Below are 20,335 nucleotides of genomic sequence, written 5' to 3' on the forward strand. Positions count from 1 at the left end.
CGTGCCGAAGACCGGTTCGGGAGCTAGATGCGTTTCATCCTTTTGCGGCGCCGCTTTGCGGCCTTGGCCTGCTTCTTCTTTTTCTGAACACTTGGCTTGTCGTAGAAACGTCTCTCCTTGATCTCTGAAAAGAAACCTTCTTTGGTCAGTTTACGCTTCAGATCCTTGATGGCTTTCTCGATCTGGTTGTTGTGAACGATCACCTTCATAATTTCGTACCTCGACACAAAAAATAAAAAAAGCACCTCAGCGCACGGCTGAAGGTGCTTACCTGACCTTCCGGGGCTTTACAGCCCATTACAGTGCGATTTTCACATCAGCCTACCTGATGAGAGGTTTCGACCTGTAGTGAAGGCAAGGGGCACCCACGTCGGGAAGGATGATCTTCCGGTTTGCGTATACCGAAAGAATCCCTCACCTGGTGGTGTTTGAGAAAGGATTCATTCATAGATAATCACCCCCTTTAACCTTCTTCGAACCCATGACTTAGACGATACCGCCCTGACAGGGATTCTCCGTCGGAGAAACTCTAGACAAACCATCATACAATCTTCATTCTCCCTGTCAACTTTTTTTTGGAGATCTCAGCCCCTCGAGAAAAGGTTCGCGGAGGAGTCCCTTTTTCCCTATACCGAATCCGGGAAGGGAGGCGAAGCCGCGGGGCTGAACCGCCTGCGGCGTGCAAGACGTGCAACCGATTCGACATGATACGTGTGGGGGAACATGTCGACGGGCTGAACCTCCAGCGTTTCATAACCCGGTCCGAGGAGTGCCAGATCCCGCGCCAATGTGGAGGGATTGCAGGAGACATAAACGAGTCTTTCGGGTTTCAGATCGAGAATCTGTTGAAGGACATCCTGATGCAGCCCTGCGCGGGGGGGGTCGACGATCAACACATCGGGCACCTCTCCGATCGTCTTGAGGACCTCACGTGCATCACCGCAGAGAAAACGGCAATTCTGGACGCGGTTCATTTCGCAGTTTCTGCGGGCATCCTCGATCGCTGAAGGGTTGATTTCGATCCCGGTAACACGGGCCGCTTCACCGGAAAGAAAAATCGGGATGGTTCCTGTCCCGCTGTATAGGTCCAGAACGGTTTCTTTCCCTGTGAGTCCGGCGTATCGAGCGGCGGTCCGGTAGAGGATCTCGGCCGCCGCGGTGTTGGTCTGGAAGAAGGAGTTTGCGGAGATGCAGAATCGGAAGGAACCGATTCGGTCCTCCAGAAATCCTTCACCGCTGACCAAATCTTCACGGCTGCCGATGGCCACGGAGGCCTTGCCGGAATGGATGTTGTTGACTATCGTGGCAACCGCGCCGGTGCGCTCCATGAGGGTTGCAGCGAGGGTGCGCATCGTATCCGGGCGGCTTTGGGCCGTTACGAGATTGACCAGCCATTGCCCGGATGCGTCGGAGCGACGCACGGTCAGGAAGCGCCAGAATCCCAGATGGCTCTTGAGCCCGTAAGGCGGCAGATCTGATTGCCGTGCGAAGCCCTTGACGGCCGAGAGGATAGTGTTGCCTTCTTCCCCCTGCAGAAGGCAGGCATCCAGATCGATGATCTTGAAAAAGGTTCCGGGCACGTGTAGACCGAGCGCGAACGGAGGCAGATCCACGCCGCGGCCCATCTGGTGAGGAAGGAGCCAGGGCCTGTCGGAGAAGGAGAATTCCATCTTGTTCCGGTAGCCGAAGCGGGCGGGGGAAGGAAGGACCTCGTGTATGGCGACGTTGCTCAGCCCTCCGATGTGAGCCAGGTTTTCCGCCACGAAGGATCGCTTATAGAGCAGCTGCCTTTCATATTTCAGGTGCTGCCACTGACAGCCCCCGCAATACCCGCTGTAGGGGCAGGGTGGGACGATGCGGTCGGGAGACGGGCGTAAAAGCCCCTCGAAGCGTGCCTCCGCCCAATTTTGTTTTTTCTTAGTGATGCGTGCCTGAACAAGGTCGCCGGGGACAGCGTGTGGTACGAATACGACCCGGCCCTCGAAGTGGCCGATTCCCCGGCCTCCGAATGCGGCTTTGACGATTTCGAGTTCGATGTGTTGACCTTTTCGCAAACCCATACATGATTCCCGGATTGGAAGTTGGTTCGTGCTGGATAAAGCATTTCCGGATGGATGCCTCTTAAAGCTTCCACCCACCAACAGCGGCTCTTTGCTCCAAAGCGTCCGACCGTGTCGCCGCAAGGTCAGCCTCTTAGGGTCGAGGCGTGCCGGCATGAAAAAGTTCACCCGATGCAAAACTTCTAACATGTTTCCTTCAAAATAGGTCGCTATTTTATACTCGTTTCCATCCGGGAATATTTTATCCAGCATGATTCGGTTTCCAATTCGGAAATGAGGATTTTTCTTCACCGCTTCGCCGCTCAGTCCCACCGCTCCGCGGCGGGTCCCGGTTTGGCCAATATCAAGGAAATCAAGCGTTTGCGCGGAGGCGACCTGCAGTTCGCCGCACAAACAAACGTGCAGATTGACGCCGAGATTGGCAAAAAAGACCATTTCCGGATGGAAACCATACTCGTGTCCATCCGGAAATGATTTCCCGGCACTACCCAGTTTCCAATCCGGAAATGAGGATTTTTTGTCAATATCAAGGAAATCAAGCGTTTGCGCGGAGGCGACCTGTAGGTCGCCGCACAAGCAAATGTGTAGATTGACGCCGAGATTGGCAAAAAAGACCATTTCCGGATGGAAACTATACTCGCTTCGCCGATCCGGAGGCGACGAGGCCGTTTCTTTCACCCCATGCATGTATCCTCGATCAAACCGGCTTTGCCGAGAGCACACATCTGGATTACGTTCTTGTTATAGCAATTGCAAGAACGAAATGATCGGTGTGTGACGTAACAGGAGAAGTCCGTTTCGATGTGGCGTATAGGAAAACATTCACCACATGCAGGAATGGATTCTGCTGAAGATTGGGTGATTTCTTTGAAGTCCGGCATACGGCCGTCGGGAGTCTGAAGTTCGCCGGCGCGGGGTGTGAGAAAAAGCATCCACTTTCTTCGTGAATGGACGAGGGCATAGGGTATCCTTCTTGCACTCGATGAAAATGGGGGAAAATGGGTCTTATGGTTCGGTCGCACGGTTTCAGCCTCCTGGAATTATTGCTTGTGACGAGCATCCTCGGAGTGGTTGCCGCCGTCGCCATCCCGGCGATAGCGGCGTGGCTGCCGGATTATCGTCTGCGGCGCGCCGCCGGCGAACTGTATGGATGCATGCAGCAGATGAAACTCGAGGCTGTGCGCCGCAATGCGGTTTGCGGCATTCTTTTCGACGCCGGCAACGGCTGCTATTACCTCTGCTCTGGAAGCGGGTCGGACGGTTTGTGGACATCGATTGCGGATAATTCGGTGGAGAAGCGCGTGGAACTGCAGCCATATGGCAGCGGGGTCGCATTCGGCCATGGGTGCGCCACACAAGAAGCGGATGCAAATGGGGGGGGCTTCGACAACGGCAATGTCACCTACGATCAGGGGGTGATTCTGTTCGGTCCGACAGGCATGTCCGATTCGGGTTACGTTTATCTCGAGCATCAGGAGCAGGACCGTTCCTATGCCGTCGGTACTCTGCCGACCGGCCTGATCATGATGCGCCAGTGGGATGGCGTCGCATGGCGGTGAGTCTGTCAGGATGCTGGAGGAGAGACGCCGCTCATGGGGGTGGAAAGGAGCGGGGCATTCGGGCCGTCGCACGCAGGCGTAGAGGGCTGTGTGGGAGCGCCGGCTTCACCCTGTTGGAATTGCTGGTCGCTCTGTGCCTCTCGGTGATTACGCTATCGGCGGTGTATGTGGTGTATCTCTCTCAGCAGAAGACCTCTCTGGTGCAGGAGGCTGTGGCTGCGACCCAGCAAAACCTCCGGACGGCCATGTATTTCCTGGAGCGCGATATCCGTATGGCAGGGTGCAATCCTTCAGGGTCTGCGCCGGCCGGGATAATTACAGCGTCTTCTTCGAGTCTGCGTTTCACGATGGATGTCAGGGGCGGTGAAGGTGACGGCCTGGATAATGACCATGATGGTCGGGTGGACGAGCCCGATGAATTCTATGACGGCGACTGTCTGGATGCTGACGAAGATGTTGCATATTCTCTGGGCGACTCGGATGGCAACGGGGTGAGCGACTTGCTCCGGAATGGGGTACCGGTGGCTCAGAACATCGAGGTTATGGATCTTGTGTATCTTCGTGATGATGGCGGGATAGCCGTCCTGCCGGAGCAAATCCGCTATGTCGAAGTGAGCCTGGTTGCACGGACCGGTCAGATCGACAGGGATTTCACGGATACGACGAACTATGTCAATCAGAGCGGAACGGTGATCCTAGCGGCACCGGGCGACCACTTTCGCCGAAGATCGCTTTCCGTACGGATAAAGTGCCGGAATACGGGGTCATAAGCTGTCTAAATCCGGGGCTTTATCTGGCCGATACCCGCTTCGAACTGCATACTGGCTTGTTCGGTGACCTGCAGTTTGTGTTCCGACGTATGACGGCGGGTGGCCGGCCCCCTTTCGGCCTGAGTGTTTTGGGGCTGGATGGCGGTTGTTGTTCAGGATCTGTGACGAAGGGAAAAATGGATGATGAGACCCGCAAAGGAAAGACGGCCTCGAGCGCCGGCGGGCTTCACCCTGATCGAGGTGATGATCGCCCTGGCCATCCTGGCTGTAGGTCTCTTGGCGATTGCGCGGATGCAGATGACGGCCATTCAGGGCAACGCGGATGCCCGTGATGTGACGCGAGCGACGAAATGGGCTCGGGACAAGATTGAAGATCTGATGATTCGTGAATATGACGACGCGGTGCTGACCGATATGGACGGTGACGGCGGGGCGGGGCTGGATGATACTGGGGAAGGCGCGGACCAATCGGAGGCCCGGGGAGGCTATACCCTCTTCTGGAACGTCAGTGAAGACGATCCCGTAGCCAATGCCAAAACGGTCAGGGTGGTCGTGGCCTGGCAGGGCAGGGATCGGAGCAGGCTGGTCCGCCTGACTTGCATCAAGCCGGAGCTTTGACTCCGAAAACGACGCACGGCTCGAGGAGGAGGATCTATGCCTAGGGCTCTCCGGCTCCCTTCCGGTGTCCACGGGAAAACGAACGGGAAGGTGTTTGGAGCCAGAATGGCCGGTAGGCGGGCGTTTTTCAGGACAGTTGCTGCGCGCCGCTCCGGCTGGAGAGGCGCCAAAATGGATCATGAAGGGTCGGTACTGATCGTTTGTGTGGTGATGCTGATTTTGATGAGTGTCATAGGCATCGCGGCTACCACCACGGCTGTTATCGAGCTCAGGATAGCCGGCAATGAAAGGGTCTATGCGCAGAATTTCTACCTGGCGGAGTCGGCTGTCATGGAGGCGGCGCAGCGGATGCAGAATATCTCGGACCCCATTCGGAATCCACCGGTCTGGCTCGAGACGGACCTCGGAAGCGTAGCTGACGTGGATGTCTGCGATGACATCTTCTGGGAGTGCGAAAACTCGTCTACAGCGGAGTGTGGATTGTCCGGGGCCCGGTTCTTTGCCGTTTCACAGGGAATCGCGTCGGGCAGTTCCCTTGACGCAAGTCGATCCAGAGTCCATGCGTTCGCGATCTATGGCCGATGCGGCGTGAACAACGGGAATGCCATTATCAAAGCAGGATATCGCAAAGCCTTTTAGCCTTCTATCTGTCTGAGATTTGTAAATCTCATCTAGGACGGGTTCGTTTTATGAAAAACTCCCGCGGATGTCTTGAGATACTTGCTGTTTTCTTTCTTTTGGCCTTCTTTCTCCCCACTCGGGCGGGTGCGGATGACTATGCCGATACATGCAGCGAGGCTGCAGTGATCGGCAACAACGGCATTACGGCGGGGGAGATCGAGACGCCCGGGGACTGGGATTATTTCAAACTGACGTTTGAAAGCGGCGGAGTCCTGACAGTTTTCAGCACTGGAAACATGGATACCTATGGCTACCTGCTCGATTCGGAGTGCAATATCCTCCTGGAGGATGATGACAATGGCCGAAACGCCAACTTTTCAATCCAGACGAGCCTGAATGCCGGAACCTATCATGTGGCGGTGCGTCACTACAGCGCCGACAGGGTAGGCAGTTATCTCCTGAATACGGCGTTTGCACCGGACGATCATGGGAACGACTGCGAATCGGCGACGTCGATATCCTGCAACAGTGCTGCATCTGGGAATATTTATCCAGCCGGAGATCTGGATTACTTTGAAATCCAGATGGCAGGCTCCGGTATTCTGACTGTATATACTCAAGGAAGTACAAATACATACGGTTATCTCTTGGCGGGTGATTGCAGCGAGATCGCCCATCACGACAACATAAGCGGCAACGACAAAAATTTCCGGATCGAAGAAACGGTAACGCCTGGCACCTATTATGTCCTGGTCCGTCACTACAACACGAGCAGGACCGGGACGTATACGCTGCAAGTCACGTGCAGCTCGTTTTATTCTATAACGGTGGCAGCGGGCCAGGGCGGTACGGTCACGCCCACGGGGACGCTCACGGTTTCCGAAGGGGACAGCCAGACCTTTGCGATCGAGCCCAATTTCGGCAATACCGTCGAGGATGTTCTTGTGGATGGTGTTTCGGTCGGGGCGGTATCCAGCTATACCTTCAGCAATGTTGCGGCCGATCACACCCTTTATGCCACCTTCAGCGTGCCGCCGGAATCCTGTGTGGATATCGCCGATTCCCCCCTGGATGCGCGCCGGCACGGCGCGCCGGCCAACATCATGTTTGTCGTGGACGATTCCGGCAGCATGGATTGGGAGTTCATGACGTCCGAAGTGGACGGCCTTTTCGACGACTTCTCCTACATCTTCGATAACCCGGGGGACAATGTCTACAAGACCGGCGTTTACTCCCGGATCCTGGAGGGGGAAGACCGGATGCGCTGGAAGTCCCAGTGGTCGGGGTACAACAGGATGTACTACAACCCCTCGACGGATTATGAACCCTGGCCCACTTTCAGTGATGCCGATCCGGCCAACCCGCGCTCCCATCCGACGAATGCCGATCTGACCCTCGATCTGGGCGGTACCTATGCCAGCATCGATCAGGCGATCATCATCGATGATCAGGGCGAGGGATTTTCCTGCAGCGGCTATTGGTACAGCGCCAGCGGTTCGAGTGCCTATAACGGATATTATTACTGGACGCCTTACGATGGGGAGTATACGGCGTCCTGGACGCCCGGTGACCGGCTGCCGGCCGGAACCTTTGAGGTTTATACCCGTTGGTTCAGCAACGCTTATCGTTCCGAGTCGGTGGCCTATACGGTGCACCATGCGGGGGGCGATGACACCGTTTTCGTGAACCAGCGGCTGAACGGGGGGACCTGGGTCCTTCTGGGCACATACGACTTCGCTGCCGCGACGGGCGGCGTCAGCCTGCATCATACCAGGCGGGGCGACGATAACCGGGCCTGTGCCGATGCAGTCAAGTTCGTGCCTGCAGGGGCCCCCACCCTGGACATAACCCAGGCCCATTATTACACCTGGTCTTTCGAGGAGCAGAAACCCTATCTGGTCGTCCTGGACGGAGCGATCCGCTATTATCGGATCGACGACCGCGACCGGGACGAGAAGGTGGAGTTCGGCGAGATCATCCAAAACGTCGATCCGCCCTCCGATGTCGTGAACGGCCGGAGCTATGCGGCGGAACGACAGAACTTCGCCAACTGGTATTCCTACTACCGGCGGCGTGAGCTGGCTGCGACAGCGGCCATGGCGAACGTGATCGTGAACATGCAGGGGGTCCAGATCGGTATCCGGAGCATCAACGGTTACCTGGTTCAGCCGGTCTTGAAGATCAAGGTGTCCGGGATCGACGAGACTGCAAGGCTGCTGGATTCCTTGTACACTTACGGGGTTGTCCTCAAACAGGCCGCTACGCCCCTGCGGGCCGGATTCCGCGATACCTGCCGATATTACAACCAGACCGATGACCACTTTTCCTGGGGGGACGGCGGGGTGGGTCCCTCCCCCATCGCCACGGCCGAGGAGGGTGGCGAGTGCCAGCAGAATTTTGCGGTGGTCTTTACCGACGGGCATTATAACGGCGGCGCCCCGGGATTTGGAAACGAGGACGGAGACAACGGTGTGCCGTACGCCGATGGGTACGCCGACACCCTGGCCGACGTCGCCATGTATTACTACGAAAACGATCTGGCCCCGGATCTGCAGGACCTCGTGCCTGTCAACCCGTATGACGATGCGACGCACCAGCATGTGGTGACCTACGGGGTCTCTTTCGGTGTTTTCGGCTCCCTGAACCCGACCGACTATGATCTCGTGGACGGCCCCTATCCCGAGTGGCCCAACCCCTCGATCACTTTTCAATATAAGATCGACGACCTGTGGCACGCCTCCGTCAACGGCCGCGGGAGGTATCTGAGCGTGGCGAGCCCCGAGGAACTGCTGAATGCGTTTACGGCCATCATGCAGGATATCGAAGCCCGCATCGGGTCGGCTTCGTCGGTCTCCATCAATGGCGATGAACTCTATGGGCGAGTCGGGGAAGGCGTCTATGTGTTCCAGTCGACGTACTACAGTGACGGATGGTCGGGGGATGTAAAGGCTTATTCGGTCAACCCGTTGACCGGGGATGTCACGACCAATGCGTATGTCTGGTCGGCGGCGGACCGGCTGGAGGAGACCGATTGGAATACGGAAAGGCGGATCGCCACCTACGACGGGTCGTCGACCGGGACACCGTTCCGTTTCGATCAGCTTACGGCGGAGCAGAAAGCCCGCCTCGATCCGGACTGGGAGTTGGATGACAGCGAGGCCGTCCACCTTCTGCACTTCCTTCGTGGGGATACCAGCTACGAACTGGAGAACGGGGGGACATTCCGCAGCCGGTTTCGAATCCTTGGCGACATCGTTCATTCCTCCCCGCTCTTCGAGAACGGGATGCTCTATGCGGGCGGCAACGACGGAATGCTGCATGCCTTCGATCCGGATACGGGGGATGAGGCGTTTGCCTTCATCCCAAACCTGGTGTTCGAGAATCTGTCGCAGCTTGCCAATGCGGCCTACACCCACCGATACTACGTCGATTTGACGCCGGCCGCGCGCGAGGGAGTGACGCTCTCCGGCGTTGCAGGAAGGACCCTGCTTGCAGGCGGATTGGGAAAAGGCGGCAAGGGTTTTTACGCCCTGGATGTCACGGACCCCTTCCTGATTGCGACGGAGACCGAGTTGGCCGCGAGGGTGCTGTGGGAATACCCGAACGACGCGACGCCGGCCGCGGAACGGGACCTGCTCGGCTTTACCTACAGCCGTCCCGTGATCGTGGAATCAAAGGCGGGATGGGTCGTGATCGCCGGGAACGGTTATAACAGCCTCGAGAGTCGAGCGGTGCTCTTGATTCTCGATCCTTCGAGCGGGTCGCTGATCAAGTCGATCGATACCGGAGTTGGCTCGTGCAACGGGCTTTCGACGCCTGTCGCTGTCGATGTCGACTATGACCGCAAGGTCGATTACGTGTATGCGGGGGATCTGCGGGGGAATCTCTGGAAGTTCGACTTGACCGCCGAAAGCCCTGCTTTCTGGGATATCGCCTACAAGGAAGGCTCTTCGCCGAGGCCGCTGTTCCAGGCCAAAGGGCCGGGTGGGAGCCTGCAGCCGATCACCACCAAGCCGGATGTCATGTTCCACTGCTCGAGGCACGGCTATATGGTGATATTCGGAACCGGCCGGTACCTGGGAGACACCGACTTTTACCATTCCGGCGCCCAGACGGTCTACGGCATCTGGGATTACGGAGATGATGCGGATGACAGCGAGTATCTGGGCTCTTTTGAAAGGAGCGCAGAGAACAGGCTATCCAACCAGTCGGCCACCGTGAGCCTTCTTCAGCAGACCCAGATCGATTGGCGGCAGGTGGAAAACAATTACTTGCGTACCCTGAGCGACAACACCCCGGTATGGGCGACCGGCGAAGACGGCGACGAGAACGGTTCCCCCGATCCATCCGCCGATACGGCGAACCATGCCGGCTGGTATTTCGACCTTCCTTTCACCAAAGAAAGGATGGTGGTGGACGTACTTGTGCGCGACGGGAAGGCCATCGTGATCTCCTTCGAACCGGAGGCTTCCCCCTGCGGGACCGGCGGGGATTCGATCGTCCACGAGATGGATGCCTGTACGGGCGGACGCTTGACCACGCCGCAGATCGATATCGATGACGACGGGGATATCGATGATCAGGATCGGATCAATATCGGAGACGAAGAAAACCCAGTATGGGTCTCACCGACGGGATTCCGCCGGCCCGGAAGACTGCAGCCCCCGGCCATCCTGCGCCTCGACAATCATCGCGAGGTGAAGTACTTCAGTTCATCGACCGGGAGCATCGTCACGCTCAGGGAAAGGGCGGTCCGTCTCGGCATGGGCTACTGGATCGAAGTCGCCCGATGAGTTTCCATCCGGAAATGGTCTTTTTGGCCAATCTCGGCGTCAATCTGCACGTTTGCCTGTTCAGCGCAGCCCATGGCTCAGCTCTGTGCAATCGCCGGAGTTTCTTGACGTCAGGCAGGAATCCTCATTCTCCGGTAGGGAAATCGGGTGGCGTTGGACGAGCCTCTTTGGATGGGCACCTTCCAGGATTTCTGCACGCTTTCAAAAGCGCGGATAACCGTTGTTGGGGTGTGATATCGATGAAAAAACTTGAAAAATACATTCTGTTTGTCGTGTTTCTAATGGGGATCGTGGTTTTCGCCGCAGCGGACGAGGCCGCGGCGGCGGAGCCGCAGCCGCTGCAGCAAGGTCGCATCAAAGGGGAGTGGATACTGCCGCCCCACTATCCCGACGGCTTCGACGGCATAGGGATGGTCAACCGGATCGGCGAGGGCGAGATCGTCATCGATGATTGTCTGTACCGGCTGAGGTCCGGGTTGCAGTGTGCGACCTTCAGGAAACGGTCTGCCTCCATTGAAGATTTCAGGGTAGGAATGCAGGTGGGTTTTCTCAAAAGTTCGGACCGCGCGATTGTCTCGCTCTGGTCGCTCGAGCCCCGAGAACTCGAACACGCGGAAAAAGGCTTCGCAAAGCCTCCTGGAAAGCCGGCTCCCGCGCCTGCCGTCAATCGACCTCCCTCAGCACCCTGAAGCCCAAGGTTCGGTAGCGGCTGGCCGGATGGGCAAAGTTCCGGTTGGCGGAGCGGCACATTCGGGCGCCTTTGAACCAGCTGCCGCCGCGCCGGACCTTCATGCCTGCCTCCTGCGCGCCGGCAGGATCCGTCACCGGGCCCCCCGGGTAGCTGCCGTACCACCCCAGGCACCATTCCCATACATTTCCGTGCATGTCGTAAAGTCCCCAGGCGTTGGGGGCGTAGCTCCCCACCGGTGCCGGACCATCCGGTTCGAGGCCGATCTCCTTTACGGTGGGGATGCATTCAGGAGACTTGATGCTATTGTTCCCGAAAAGGGCCTGCCGGCATGTCAGGGTGTCGCCCCAGGCATAGGCCGTCCCGCTTCCGGCGCGACAGGCATATTCCCACTCGGCCTCGGTCGGCAGGCGGTAGGTTCCCTCACCCATGGCATTCAGCTTTTTGACGAAGTCCTCGCAATCGAACCAGGAGACTTTGGTGATAGGTTTCAGACTCTCGCGGTCCCGCTTCCACCAGCTGGCCCCCATGACGCTGCGCCACTGCGCGACGGTGACCTCGGTTGTCTGCAGGTAGAACGGCTTGGAGAGGTGGACTTCGTGAAGCGCTTCGTCCGCTTCATGGCCCGTTTCGTCCACCGGGCTTCCCATCCTGAAAGATCCGGAAGGGATGAGAGCGAACATCATCCCCAAGCGGTTTTGAAAGGTTGGATCGGCTGCGCGGCTCAGGCAAGGGAAAACTGCAGCCGCCGTGACGGCGAGCACGAAAACCAGGGCGCCGCGGCAAGCCGGTTTCAAGGAAAAATGCATGAGCCTTCCTCCTGCAATGGGTGTCATTCCGAAAGGTCCTCAGAACCTTGTCGATATTACGATATCACGGAAGGAAATGCGGCGAAAGACAAAAAAAGTTGAACCCTTCCGAGTGGATGCTCTAGGATAGGTCCGATTCGATTTGCCTGCGGCGCGCGCTGGTGAAGGTACAGGGTGCGCCATGTATTGAATGGGTTTTCTACCGGGAAAAGAAATCCTTCCGCTGGCCCGGCCGACGGTCTGCCGCGATGCGGGACAGGGCTACGGTGGACGGTGGTCGGTGCTACGTTTCGATGTGGTCGGTCTGCGTGGAGCGCAGCGCCGCCATGGTGCGCGGCACGACGGCGAAGACGCAGCCGGCTGGGAAAATACCGTTTCGGGTTGAAAACCTCTTGCTGTCCCCGGGCGGAGCATGAGCCCGCAGAGGACGATTCAGGGAGTGAGTGTCATGTCTCAGACGATTGTCATTGTCGGTGCCGTCGCCTTGGGTCCCAAGGCGGCTTGCCGTTTCAAGCGGCTCGAACCGGGGTCCCGTGTGATCATGATCGATCAGGGCAGTATGATCTCTTACGGAGGGTGCGGGATTCCATATTACATCTCGGGGGATGTCAGCGACCCAGACCAGCTGCAGTCGACCAGCTTCCATATGCTGCGCGATGCGCGGTTTTTCAAGGAGGCCAAGGGGATCGAGGTGATGACCGAGACCCGCGCCACAGCGATCGATCGGGAGGGCAAGCTGCTCCGGGTCATCGATTTGAAGACGGGGAAGGAAGGCGGGATCGCGTATGATCAGTTGGTGCTGGCCACCGGTAGCAGGCCCCGGCGCCTGCCGATCCCCGGCGCCGAACTCGAGGGGGTCTTCACGGTCTCGAGCCTCGATGAGGCGGTTCGGATCAAGGCGCGGATTGCAGAGGGGCAGGTCGGCAAGGCCGTTGTAATCGGGGCGGGTGCCATCGGGCTCGAGATGGCCGAGGCGATGAGCGACCTCTGGGGCATCGAGACCACCGTGGTAGAGGTTCAGGACCAGATTCTTCCCCATATTGTCAGCCCCACGCTGGCACGGATGGCACAGCGCCACATGGAGGAGAGCGGGGTGGCGTTTCAGATGGGTGAGGAGGTGCGCCGAATCGAGGGCGAAGGGTGCGTCGAGCGGGTGCTGACCGGGCAGGGAGCCCTGGAGGCCGATCTGGTGGTGATGGCCGTAGGTGTGACGCCCAACGTCGACCTGGCTCGTGAGGCCGGGCTTGCGGTCTCGGAGCGCGGGGCCATCATGGTCAACACGCGCATGCAGACCTCGGATCCATCGATCTATGCCGGCGGAGATTGTGTGGAGATCCCGAATCTGATCACGGGAAAACCGGGGTATTGGCCGCTCGGTTCCCTCGCGAACCGTCAGGGACGCGTGGTCGGGACGAATCTCGCCGGGGGTCGGGCCGAGTTCGAAGGGGCCGTCGGCAGTTTTGTGGTCAAACTCTTCGACATGTCGGTGGCGAGCAGCGGGCTTTCCCTGAGTGTGGCCCGGCGGGAAGGGTTCGATGCCGTCAGCACCTTCGTGGTGCAGTTCGACAGGGCCCATTTCTATCCGGAAAAGGATCTTCTCTACCTCGAACTGGTGGTGGAAAAGGGCACCCGGCGGGTCTTGGGGATCCAGGGGATCGGCAACAAGGGGGACGGCCTTCTGGCCCGCATCAGCGCCGTGGCCGCCATCCTCAAACACAGGCCAACGACGGCCGATGTCAGCAATATGGAATTGCCCTACTCGCCGCCGTTTTCATCCGCCATGGATGTGTTGAACGCCTTGGGGAACGCCGCCGAAAACCTGCTCGATGGGAAAAACCGCGTGATGGACGTCGATCAGTTTGACGAGTGGTGGAACCACCGCGAAAACGGGAAAACCTTTTTCATGGATTGCCGGAACTGGGGCAATGCCGAGGCCTATGTCAAAAAATATCCGGAACACTGGAAGAGCATTCCGCAGGATGAGCTTCGAAAGAGGCTTTCGGAGGTGCCCCAAGATAAAAACATCGTTCTGATCTGTAACACGGGTGTGCGCTCTTATGAGGCGCAGGTTTTTCTGGATGAAATGGGGTTCCACAACACCTTCAACCTGCAGGGTGGGATGGCCGCGGTCAAGAAATGGCCGGGGGATCTTTAGACCGATCGAAAAGTAAATGCCGCAAGCCTGATCCGGCTTTCGGGGGGAGTGATATTTTCCGTATCATTACGGAGGCTGAGCTAGTTCCCATCCGGAAATGGTCTTTTTTGCCTATCTCGGCGTCAATCTGCATGTTTGCTTGTGCGGCGACCACCAGGGCGGCTCCGCGCAAGCGCTCGATTTCCTTGATATCGGCAAATCGGCACCCGCCGCGAAGCGGTGAGACCGAGCACGCGAAGCGTGTGAAGAAAAAATCCTCATCTCTGGATTGAAAACCGGGTTGTACCGGGAAATCATTTCCGGATGGACACTGAGCTATTATGCGCAATATCCTCTTGAAAGGGTTGGAGCCGCCGAGATCGAGTAACGGCTCGAGAAGCTCGATGCGCAGGCCGAAGACAACAAGCAGAGCCTGCGCCGGATGAAATGACCAGATGAATACCTTCGCAAAGGCGGTTCAACAGCTCGAATTATCGGAAGTGACGGAACGGGACTGCCTAGGTGGCGATACGGATTTCCCTGCGCCAGCTTCCCCGGATTCACCCAGGATAAGTTCATCTCCTGATGACTTTTCAGGTTTTACTTCGAGAAAAATCATCCCGAGCGTGAGTTCCACATTTGTCGGTTGGCAGAATATGCTGTCGGGAAGGGGGCCGTATTTTTCACAAACGCTTGACTAGAGGGGGTCGGATGTCGAATTATTCTGGCTTTGGGAATAGGGCGAAAGCGGGCATAGAAAACAATTGGGGTAAAGGATGTAGCAGCACCCTTTACCCCGAAAAACATGTGAGTAAAACTCACAACCCGTACTCTATTGATAGTATTTGTCGAGGTATGCGTCAAGAGCCTTTTCAGGCTGGGCCGAAAATATCTCTGGCCCAGGCCGCCATCCTGCCCCAAATGCGAAGGGAAGCTGTGGGGGCATGGGTATACCACCGCCTGTTTTGACGGGTACGGGGAACCTGCCGAGATTCCGAGGTACCGCTGCCCGGCTTGCGGGTGCGTGGTCCGGCTCCGCCCCGAAGGATACTTCTCTCGTTTCCAAGCTTCCATCGCAACCATCCAATCGAGTATAGCCAACCGCTTGTCAGGCCGCGGCTGGCTCCCGGGTCTTTCGCCATCCCGCCAGCGCGCAACAAGTTATTTTTGCTTGACAACAAGAAAAGGCAAAATTATTGTGCGAGAAATGCGCCGGCTAACTGGCCGGCGAAAATTGATCGCCATTTTACGAGAGGTTCAATGTTCACATCTCTTTTACGTTCAGACACTCCTTCATCACTCATCCGCTTGGGTTTTCGCTTTGGCGATAAAGGAACACACTCAAGCCGGACCATGATGTTCAGTGAGCTTCAATCGCTTCTTGATTCCGTTCCTGGGAATGTTGCCCCGGGGGATTACGAACAGGCCGTGCTTGAAGCGAACTGCCTGGGAAAGCAGACACTTTCGACGAGAAAACTGTCGTTGCAGCGGCTGAGTGAGCTGTACGCACTTGACCCATCTGTCCCATTGTTTCGGGTTATGCGAAGCCTTTGGCAAAGCAATCCGGATAGTCGGCGGCAGCTTGCTCTTCTGGTAGCCCTATCCCGTGACCCGCTCCTCCGTCTCACTGCGGCACCGGTGCTTCAAACCCCGGCAGGGAAGGAATTTGCCCGCCAGGATATGACCGATGCCCTTGAAGCGGGAACCGGCGGACGATTCAATGATTCGACCTTGGACAAGATCGTTCGCAACGCATCTTCATCCTGGACCCAAGCCGGCCACATGCAGGGCCGGGCCAGGAAATTCCGACAAATGGTCCGCGCAACCCCGGCTGGTGCAGCCTATGCTTTACTATTGGGCTACTTGCAAGGAATTCGTGGTCAGAATCTTTTTGCCTGTGATTGGGTCAAGGTGCTTGATCTTGATGAACTGGAAGCCCGGGAGCGAGCCGATGATGCCAAGCGATTAGGACTTTTGGACATCAAGCAGTCAGGCTCTCTCATGGATATTTCTTTCCCGAAATTACTCACTGAAGCGGATAAGGAGCTTTTGCATGGGGCGGATTGAGAAACTTGCCGAGCGCTACGAACGCTATGTATCGCTCCCCTGGCAGAAGGGTCTTGCCGGCGCCCAGAAAGCAATCTTTGTTGTATACGACAAAACGGATGAACGCCGGCTGATCAACCGCAAGGAGCTTTTTGCTCTGGCAACGGCCAAGGCAAAACACCCTTGGAAAGAGATCGATCTTTCTGGTGTCTTCTCGCAATGGATGGCAGGTATTGACTATCGGGAGAGTTATTTTGAGTCGCCCGAGGATCTGGAACTGAAACTGGAGGATGATTTTCTCGATTATGTCGTCGCCATTTTGCAGGAAAACCTGAGCGGACAAGACGTTGATCATAAGACCGTTGTGGGTGTGTTTGGCGTTGCCTCCCTGTTCGGTTTTGTACGCATTTCGGAGATCATGTTTCGGATCGAGAACAGTATCAGAGGGCGCCTGGTGCTATTCTTTCCCGGCGAATTTGAAAATGCCAACTACCGGCTGCTGGATGCCAGGGACGGTTGGAACTACCATGCCGTTCCCATTACTTTGCACGAGGAGATTTCGATTACCTAGTGTCCATCCGGAAATGATTTTCTTATAGAACCCAGTTTCCAATCCGGAAATGAGGATTTTTGGCCAATATCAAGGAAATCAAACGTTTGCGCGGAGGCGACCTGGTGGTCGCCGCACAAGCAAACGTGCAGATTGACGCCGAGATTGGCAAAAAAGACCATTTCCGGATGGAAACTACCTAGTTTCATGTCTGACAACATCGCAGGAGAAAAGGACCGATGAAAAACCGTGATATCTATCAGCGGGACCCGGACAAGATCACTCTCCTCAATAATGGCGTTGCCGCCATGACCGACGTTTTTACTGACGAAGAACGACGGACCCTGCGCTTCGAACTCGAACACTTTGTCTGTGAGGGCGAGTACAAGCGGGGCCTTTCCCGCATCCTGGATACCTATGTCAGCAATGCGGGCCAGCCGGAGCAACCGGCCGCCTGGATCAGCGGCTTTTTTGGCAGCGGTAAATCCCACCTGGCCAAAATGCTCCACTATCTCTGGATCGACTATACCTTTCCCGAGGACGGGGCCACCGCCCGGGGCCTGGCCCGCCTGCCGGATGAAGTCAAAGACCATCTCATAGAAATCTCCACTCTCGGCAAACGATACGGTGGCCTGCATGCCGCCTCCGGCACCTTGGGTGCAGGCGCGGGTGACTCGGTGCGTCTGTCTCTTCTTGGCATTGTCTTTCGTTCCGCAAACCTGCCGGAAAGCTATCCCCAGGCCCGCTTCTGCATCTGGCTCCGAAAAAATGGTTTCTTTGATCCGGTCTCTGCCGAGGTCGAGGCGGCCGGTCGTGATTTCCGGAAGGAGCTGAATGACCTTTATGTCAGCCCGGTCATTGCCAGGGCGCTGCTCAAGGCCGATGCCAATTTCGCAGCCAATGAAAAAGACGTCAAGGCGACCTTGCGGGCACAGTTTCCAAAACCCAAAGATATCAGTACGGAGGAGTTTGTCCAGGCCATGCAGGATGCCCTGGGAATAGACGGCAGGATGCCCTGCACCGTGATCATCCTGGACGAGGTCCAGCAATACATCGGTGACGACTCCGGCCGTTCCTATATCGTCCAGGAAGTGGTGGAGGCCTGCAGCAAGCGTTTTGGTTCCAGCCTTCTCTTCGTCGGGACCGGCCAGACAGCCCTTTCCGGAACCCCGGCTCTTCAGCGCTTGCAGGGCCGGTTCACGGTCAATGTCGAGCTATCCGATCATGACGTGGAAACCGTGACCCGGCGGGTGGTGCTGGCTAAGCGGGCCGACCGCATCGGTGACGTGGAGAAGTGCCTGGATGATCATGGCGGCGAGATCGACCGCCAGCTCAAGGAATCAAAGATCGGCTCCCGTTCCGAGGATCGAGCAGTCCTGGTGGAGGATTACCCGCTGCTGCCGGTCCGCCGGCGTTTCTGGGAGAACACCCTGAGGGCCGTGGACAAGGCGGGCACGGCCGGGCAGCTCCGCACTCAGCTTCGCATCGTCTACGACGCCATCCGCAAAACAGCGGACGCACCGGTCGGCACCGTGGTGGCGGCAGACTTCCTCTTTGACGAAATATCGCCAAACCTGCTGCAGACCGGTGTCCTGCTTCGGGAGATCGATGAGATCATTCGCCGGCAGGATGACGGCACCGAAAACGGCCGGTTGAAATCCCGGCTCTGTGCCATGGTCTTTGTGATCAGAAAACTGCCCCGCGAAGCCGCCGTTGACATCGGGGTGCGGGCCACTCCCGAGATGCTGGCCGACCTCCTGGTGGAAAACCTGTCCAGCGACGGCGCTCGACTGCGCAGTCTCATCCCCGGCCTGCTCGACGAGCTTGTCACCCAGGGCGCGCTCATGAAGGTGGATGATGAGTACAGCCTGCAGACCAAGGAGTCCAGCGAATGGGAGCAGGAGTTCCGTAGCCGGGAGACGAAACTCATCAACGACTCCGCCCGCATGGCCAGCAAGCGCGGGCAGCTTTTGGCGGCCGCCTGCCAGCAGGCCCTTGGCGCCATCAAACCCATGCATGGCAAATGCAAGGTGCCGCGCAAATTGCTTCTCCATTTCGGCCAGGATGCGCCGGTTGAGAACAAGCAGGACATTCCGGTCTGGATACGTGATGAATGGGGCACCGACGAAAAGACGGTGCTGGCCGATGCCCGTGCCGCCAGCCCGGACAGTCCCATCATCCATATCTTTATCCCCAAGAGCCACGCTACGGCCATCAAGAATCGGATCGCTGAACAGGATGCCGCCCAGGGAACCCTGGATTTCAAAGGGGTGCCGACCACCAAGGAGGGCATCGAGGCCCGGGAAGCCATGCAGACCCGCCTGGCAGAGTCGAGCCAGCGGTTGGCCGGCCTGATCAAGGAGATCATCGACAGTTCCAAGGTGTTCCAGGGCGGCGGCAATGAACGGCTGGAACTCTCCCTGGCCGACAAACTGAATGAAGCGGTTTCAGCCTCCCTTGACCGCATGTTCCCGGACTTCAGAAAGGCGGATGACGCCCGCTGGAACAAGGTCATCGCCCGTGCCCGGGGCGGCTCCGAAACCCCGCTCGAGGTCATCGACTTCAAGGACAAGGTGGAGAAGCACCCGGTCTGTGCCGCCGTGCTCGCCCATGTCGGTTCAGGGAAGAAAGGGAAGGAGATACGCACCACCTTCGAGGCCGCTCCCTATGGCTGGCCGAGGGACGCGATTGACGGGGCGCTCATCAGTCTCTTTGCCACGGGGCAGGTGACCGCTTCCCAGAACAGTATCCCCTTAAAGCCCAAAGAACTGGACCAGAACAAGATCCCGGTCACCGATTTCCGCACCGAAACAACCACCATCGGCATCAAGGACCGCTTAAAGCTTCGCGGCCTTTATCAGACGGCGGGTGTGCCCTGCAAGCCCGACGAAGAAGGCGCAGCAGCGGGTCAATTCCTGCAGAAGCTTCTGGACCTGGCAAAAGAGGCTGGGGGCGAACCGCCGCTGCCCGAAAGACCCAAAACAACACACATTACCGACGTGCAGTCCATGGCCGGCAATGAGCAGTTGGCCGGGACCCTGAAGGACCACGATCTTCTGAAAAAGAATGTCGAGGAATGGACGGCTCTCAGCGCCCTTGCCGAGCGCCGCCTGCCATCCTGGCAGCAATTGAACACGTTGCTGGGGCATGCAACCGGACTGGCCTTTGCCGACCCGATCCGTTCTCAGGCCGATGCCATCCGTGCTGACCGCAGACTGCTCGATGCCACTGATCCGTTGCCTGATCTGATCAAGGAATCCGTGGATGGCCTACGGACAGCGATTACCAACGCGGAAAAAGCGTTTCACATCGCCTACGACCAAGGCATGGCGGACCTGTCCAGGGCCGACAACTGGCAGAAACTCGATGAGAGCGAACAACAGACCATTCTTGCAGAGATTGGCCTCTCCCGGATTGAAAAGGGACCGGTCGGTAGTGGTGAGCAGGTCCTGACCTCCCTCGGCAACGTCTCGCTGGAATCCTGGAAGACCAGGACAGCGGCCCTGACCCAGCAGTTTGCCGAGGCCCGGCGCCAGGCGGACAAGCTCTTTGAGCCGAAAATCCAACATATCCCCTTGTCCAGCGGAACCCTGAAGACCCGTGAGGATGTCGAGGCCTGGGTCGAGGAGACCCGTAACGACCTGCTGGATAGAATCGAAGATGGACCGATCGTGATCACTTAAAGGT

General features: G+C 57.7%; 16 protein-coding genes. 12 read left to right on the forward strand and 4 right to left on the reverse strand.

The genetic code is table 11. The features are described from left to right. Nucleotides 1-23: 23 nt before the first annotated feature. Nucleotides 24-209 (reverse strand): 30S ribosomal protein S21, encoded by a 186-nt coding sequence (gene rpsU / locus ACZ500_RS21560; protein WP_028320526.1) that lies wholly within the window; start codon nucleotides 207-209, stop codon nucleotides 24-26. Between the two features lie 417 nt (nucleotides 210-626). Further along, nucleotides 627-2,678, reverse strand: a complete 2,052-nt coding sequence (rlmD, locus tag ACZ500_RS21565; RefSeq protein WP_464229484.1) for a 23S rRNA (uracil(1939)-C(5))-methyltransferase RlmD — start codon at nucleotides 2,676-2,678, stop codon at nucleotides 627-629. Nucleotides 2,679-3,067: 389 nt separating this feature from the next. Here rlmD and ACZ500_RS21570 point away from each other — a divergent pair, with 389 nt between their 5' ends. The 6 genes from ACZ500_RS21570 (at nucleotide 3,068) to ACZ500_RS21595 (ending at nucleotide 11,110) form a co-directional block, all read left to right on the forward strand. Next, on the forward strand, nucleotides 3,068-3,619 hold the full coding sequence (locus ACZ500_RS21570; protein ID WP_464229485.1) for a GspH/FimT family pseudopilin: 552 nt from the start codon (nucleotides 3,068-3,070) through the stop codon (nucleotides 3,617-3,619). Further along, nucleotides 3,610-4,389: a prepilin-type N-terminal cleavage/methylation domain-containing protein gene (locus ACZ500_RS21575; protein ID WP_464229486.1), complete on the forward strand. Its 780-nt coding sequence runs from the start codon at nucleotides 3,610-3,612 to the stop codon at nucleotides 4,387-4,389. Before ACZ500_RS21570 ends, ACZ500_RS21575 begins: the two co-directional genes overlap by 10 nt. Nucleotides 4,390-4,569: 180 nt before the next feature. Continuing rightward, nucleotides 4,570-5,007, forward strand: a complete 438-nt coding sequence (locus ACZ500_RS21580; protein ID WP_464229487.1) for a type IV pilus modification PilV family protein — start codon at nucleotides 4,570-4,572, stop codon at nucleotides 5,005-5,007. Nucleotides 5,008-5,043: 36 nt separating this feature from the next. Further along, nucleotides 5,044-5,646: a pilus assembly PilX family protein gene (locus ACZ500_RS21585; RefSeq protein ID WP_464229488.1), complete on the forward strand. Its 603-nt coding sequence runs from the start codon at nucleotides 5,044-5,046 to the stop codon at nucleotides 5,644-5,646. 50 nt (nucleotides 5,647-5,696) lie between these two features. Next, entirely contained in the window at nucleotides 5,697-10,421 is a 4,725-nt protein-coding gene (locus ACZ500_RS21590; protein ID WP_464229489.1) for a PilC/PilY family type IV pilus protein, read from the forward strand. A 14-nt stretch (nucleotides 10,422-10,435) separates the two neighbouring features. Next, the gene (locus ACZ500_RS21595) at nucleotides 10,436-11,110 is read left to right on the forward strand and encodes a hypothetical protein (protein ID WP_464229490.1); all 675 of its coding nucleotides are present in this window, start codon (nucleotides 10,436-10,438) and stop codon (nucleotides 11,108-11,110) included. Here the strand turns inward: ACZ500_RS21595 and ACZ500_RS21600 are convergent. Then, on the reverse strand, nucleotides 11,085-11,918 hold the full coding sequence (locus ACZ500_RS21600; RefSeq protein ID WP_464229491.1) for a formylglycine-generating enzyme family protein: 834 nt from the start codon (nucleotides 11,916-11,918) through the stop codon (nucleotides 11,085-11,087). The two genes, ACZ500_RS21595 and ACZ500_RS21600, sit on opposite strands and share 26 nt — an antisense overlap. Before the next feature lie 190 nt (nucleotides 11,919-12,108). Here ACZ500_RS21600 and ACZ500_RS21605 point away from each other — a divergent pair, with 190 nt between their 5' ends. The 5 genes from ACZ500_RS21605 to ACZ500_RS21625 all read left to right on the forward strand — a co-directional run bounded on the left by ACZ500_RS21605 (nucleotide 12,109) and on the right by ACZ500_RS21625 (nucleotide 16,669). Continuing rightward, on the forward strand, nucleotides 12,109-12,303 hold the full coding sequence (locus ACZ500_RS21605) for a hypothetical protein (RefSeq protein WP_464229492.1): 195 nt from the start codon (nucleotides 12,109-12,111) through the stop codon (nucleotides 12,301-12,303). Nucleotides 12,304-12,366: 63 nt separating this feature from the next. Beyond that, complete coding sequence (locus ACZ500_RS21610) at nucleotides 12,367-14,073, forward strand: FAD-dependent oxidoreductase (RefSeq protein ID WP_464229493.1); 1,707 nt, start codon at nucleotides 12,367-12,369, stop codon at nucleotides 14,071-14,073. Between the two features lie 97 nt (nucleotides 14,074-14,170). Beyond that, nucleotides 14,171-14,296, forward strand: coding sequence for a hypothetical protein (locus ACZ500_RS21615; RefSeq protein ID WP_464229494.1), 126 nt, complete (start codon nucleotides 14,171-14,173; stop codon nucleotides 14,294-14,296). Nucleotides 14,297-15,219: 923 nt separating this feature from the next. Continuing rightward, complete coding sequence (locus ACZ500_RS21620; RefSeq protein ID WP_464229495.1) at nucleotides 15,220-16,119, forward strand: hypothetical protein; 900 nt, start codon at nucleotides 15,220-15,222, stop codon at nucleotides 16,117-16,119. Beyond that, nucleotides 16,106-16,669, forward strand: coding sequence for a BREX protein BrxB domain-containing protein (locus tag ACZ500_RS21625; RefSeq protein ID WP_464229496.1), 564 nt, complete (start codon nucleotides 16,106-16,108; stop codon nucleotides 16,667-16,669). Before ACZ500_RS21620 ends, ACZ500_RS21625 begins: the two co-directional genes overlap by 14 nt. Here ACZ500_RS21625 and ACZ500_RS21630 read toward each other — a convergent pair. After that, on the reverse strand, nucleotides 16,666-16,830 hold the full coding sequence (locus tag ACZ500_RS21630) for a hypothetical protein (RefSeq protein ID WP_464229497.1): 165 nt from the start codon (nucleotides 16,828-16,830) through the stop codon (nucleotides 16,666-16,668). The two genes, ACZ500_RS21625 and ACZ500_RS21630, sit on opposite strands and share 4 nt — an antisense overlap. Before the next feature lie 57 nt (nucleotides 16,831-16,887). On the opposite strand from ACZ500_RS21630, the gene brxC reads away from it, so the two are divergent. Continuing rightward, a complete protein-coding gene (gene brxC, locus ACZ500_RS21635; protein ID WP_464229498.1) occupies nucleotides 16,888-20,331 on the forward strand; it encodes a BREX system P-loop protein BrxC in 3,444 nt (1,147 codons plus the stop codon). The last annotated feature ends 4 nt before the right edge of the window (nucleotides 20,332-20,335 follow it).

This window comes from Desulfatiglans parachlorophenolica, assembly GCF_055394735.1.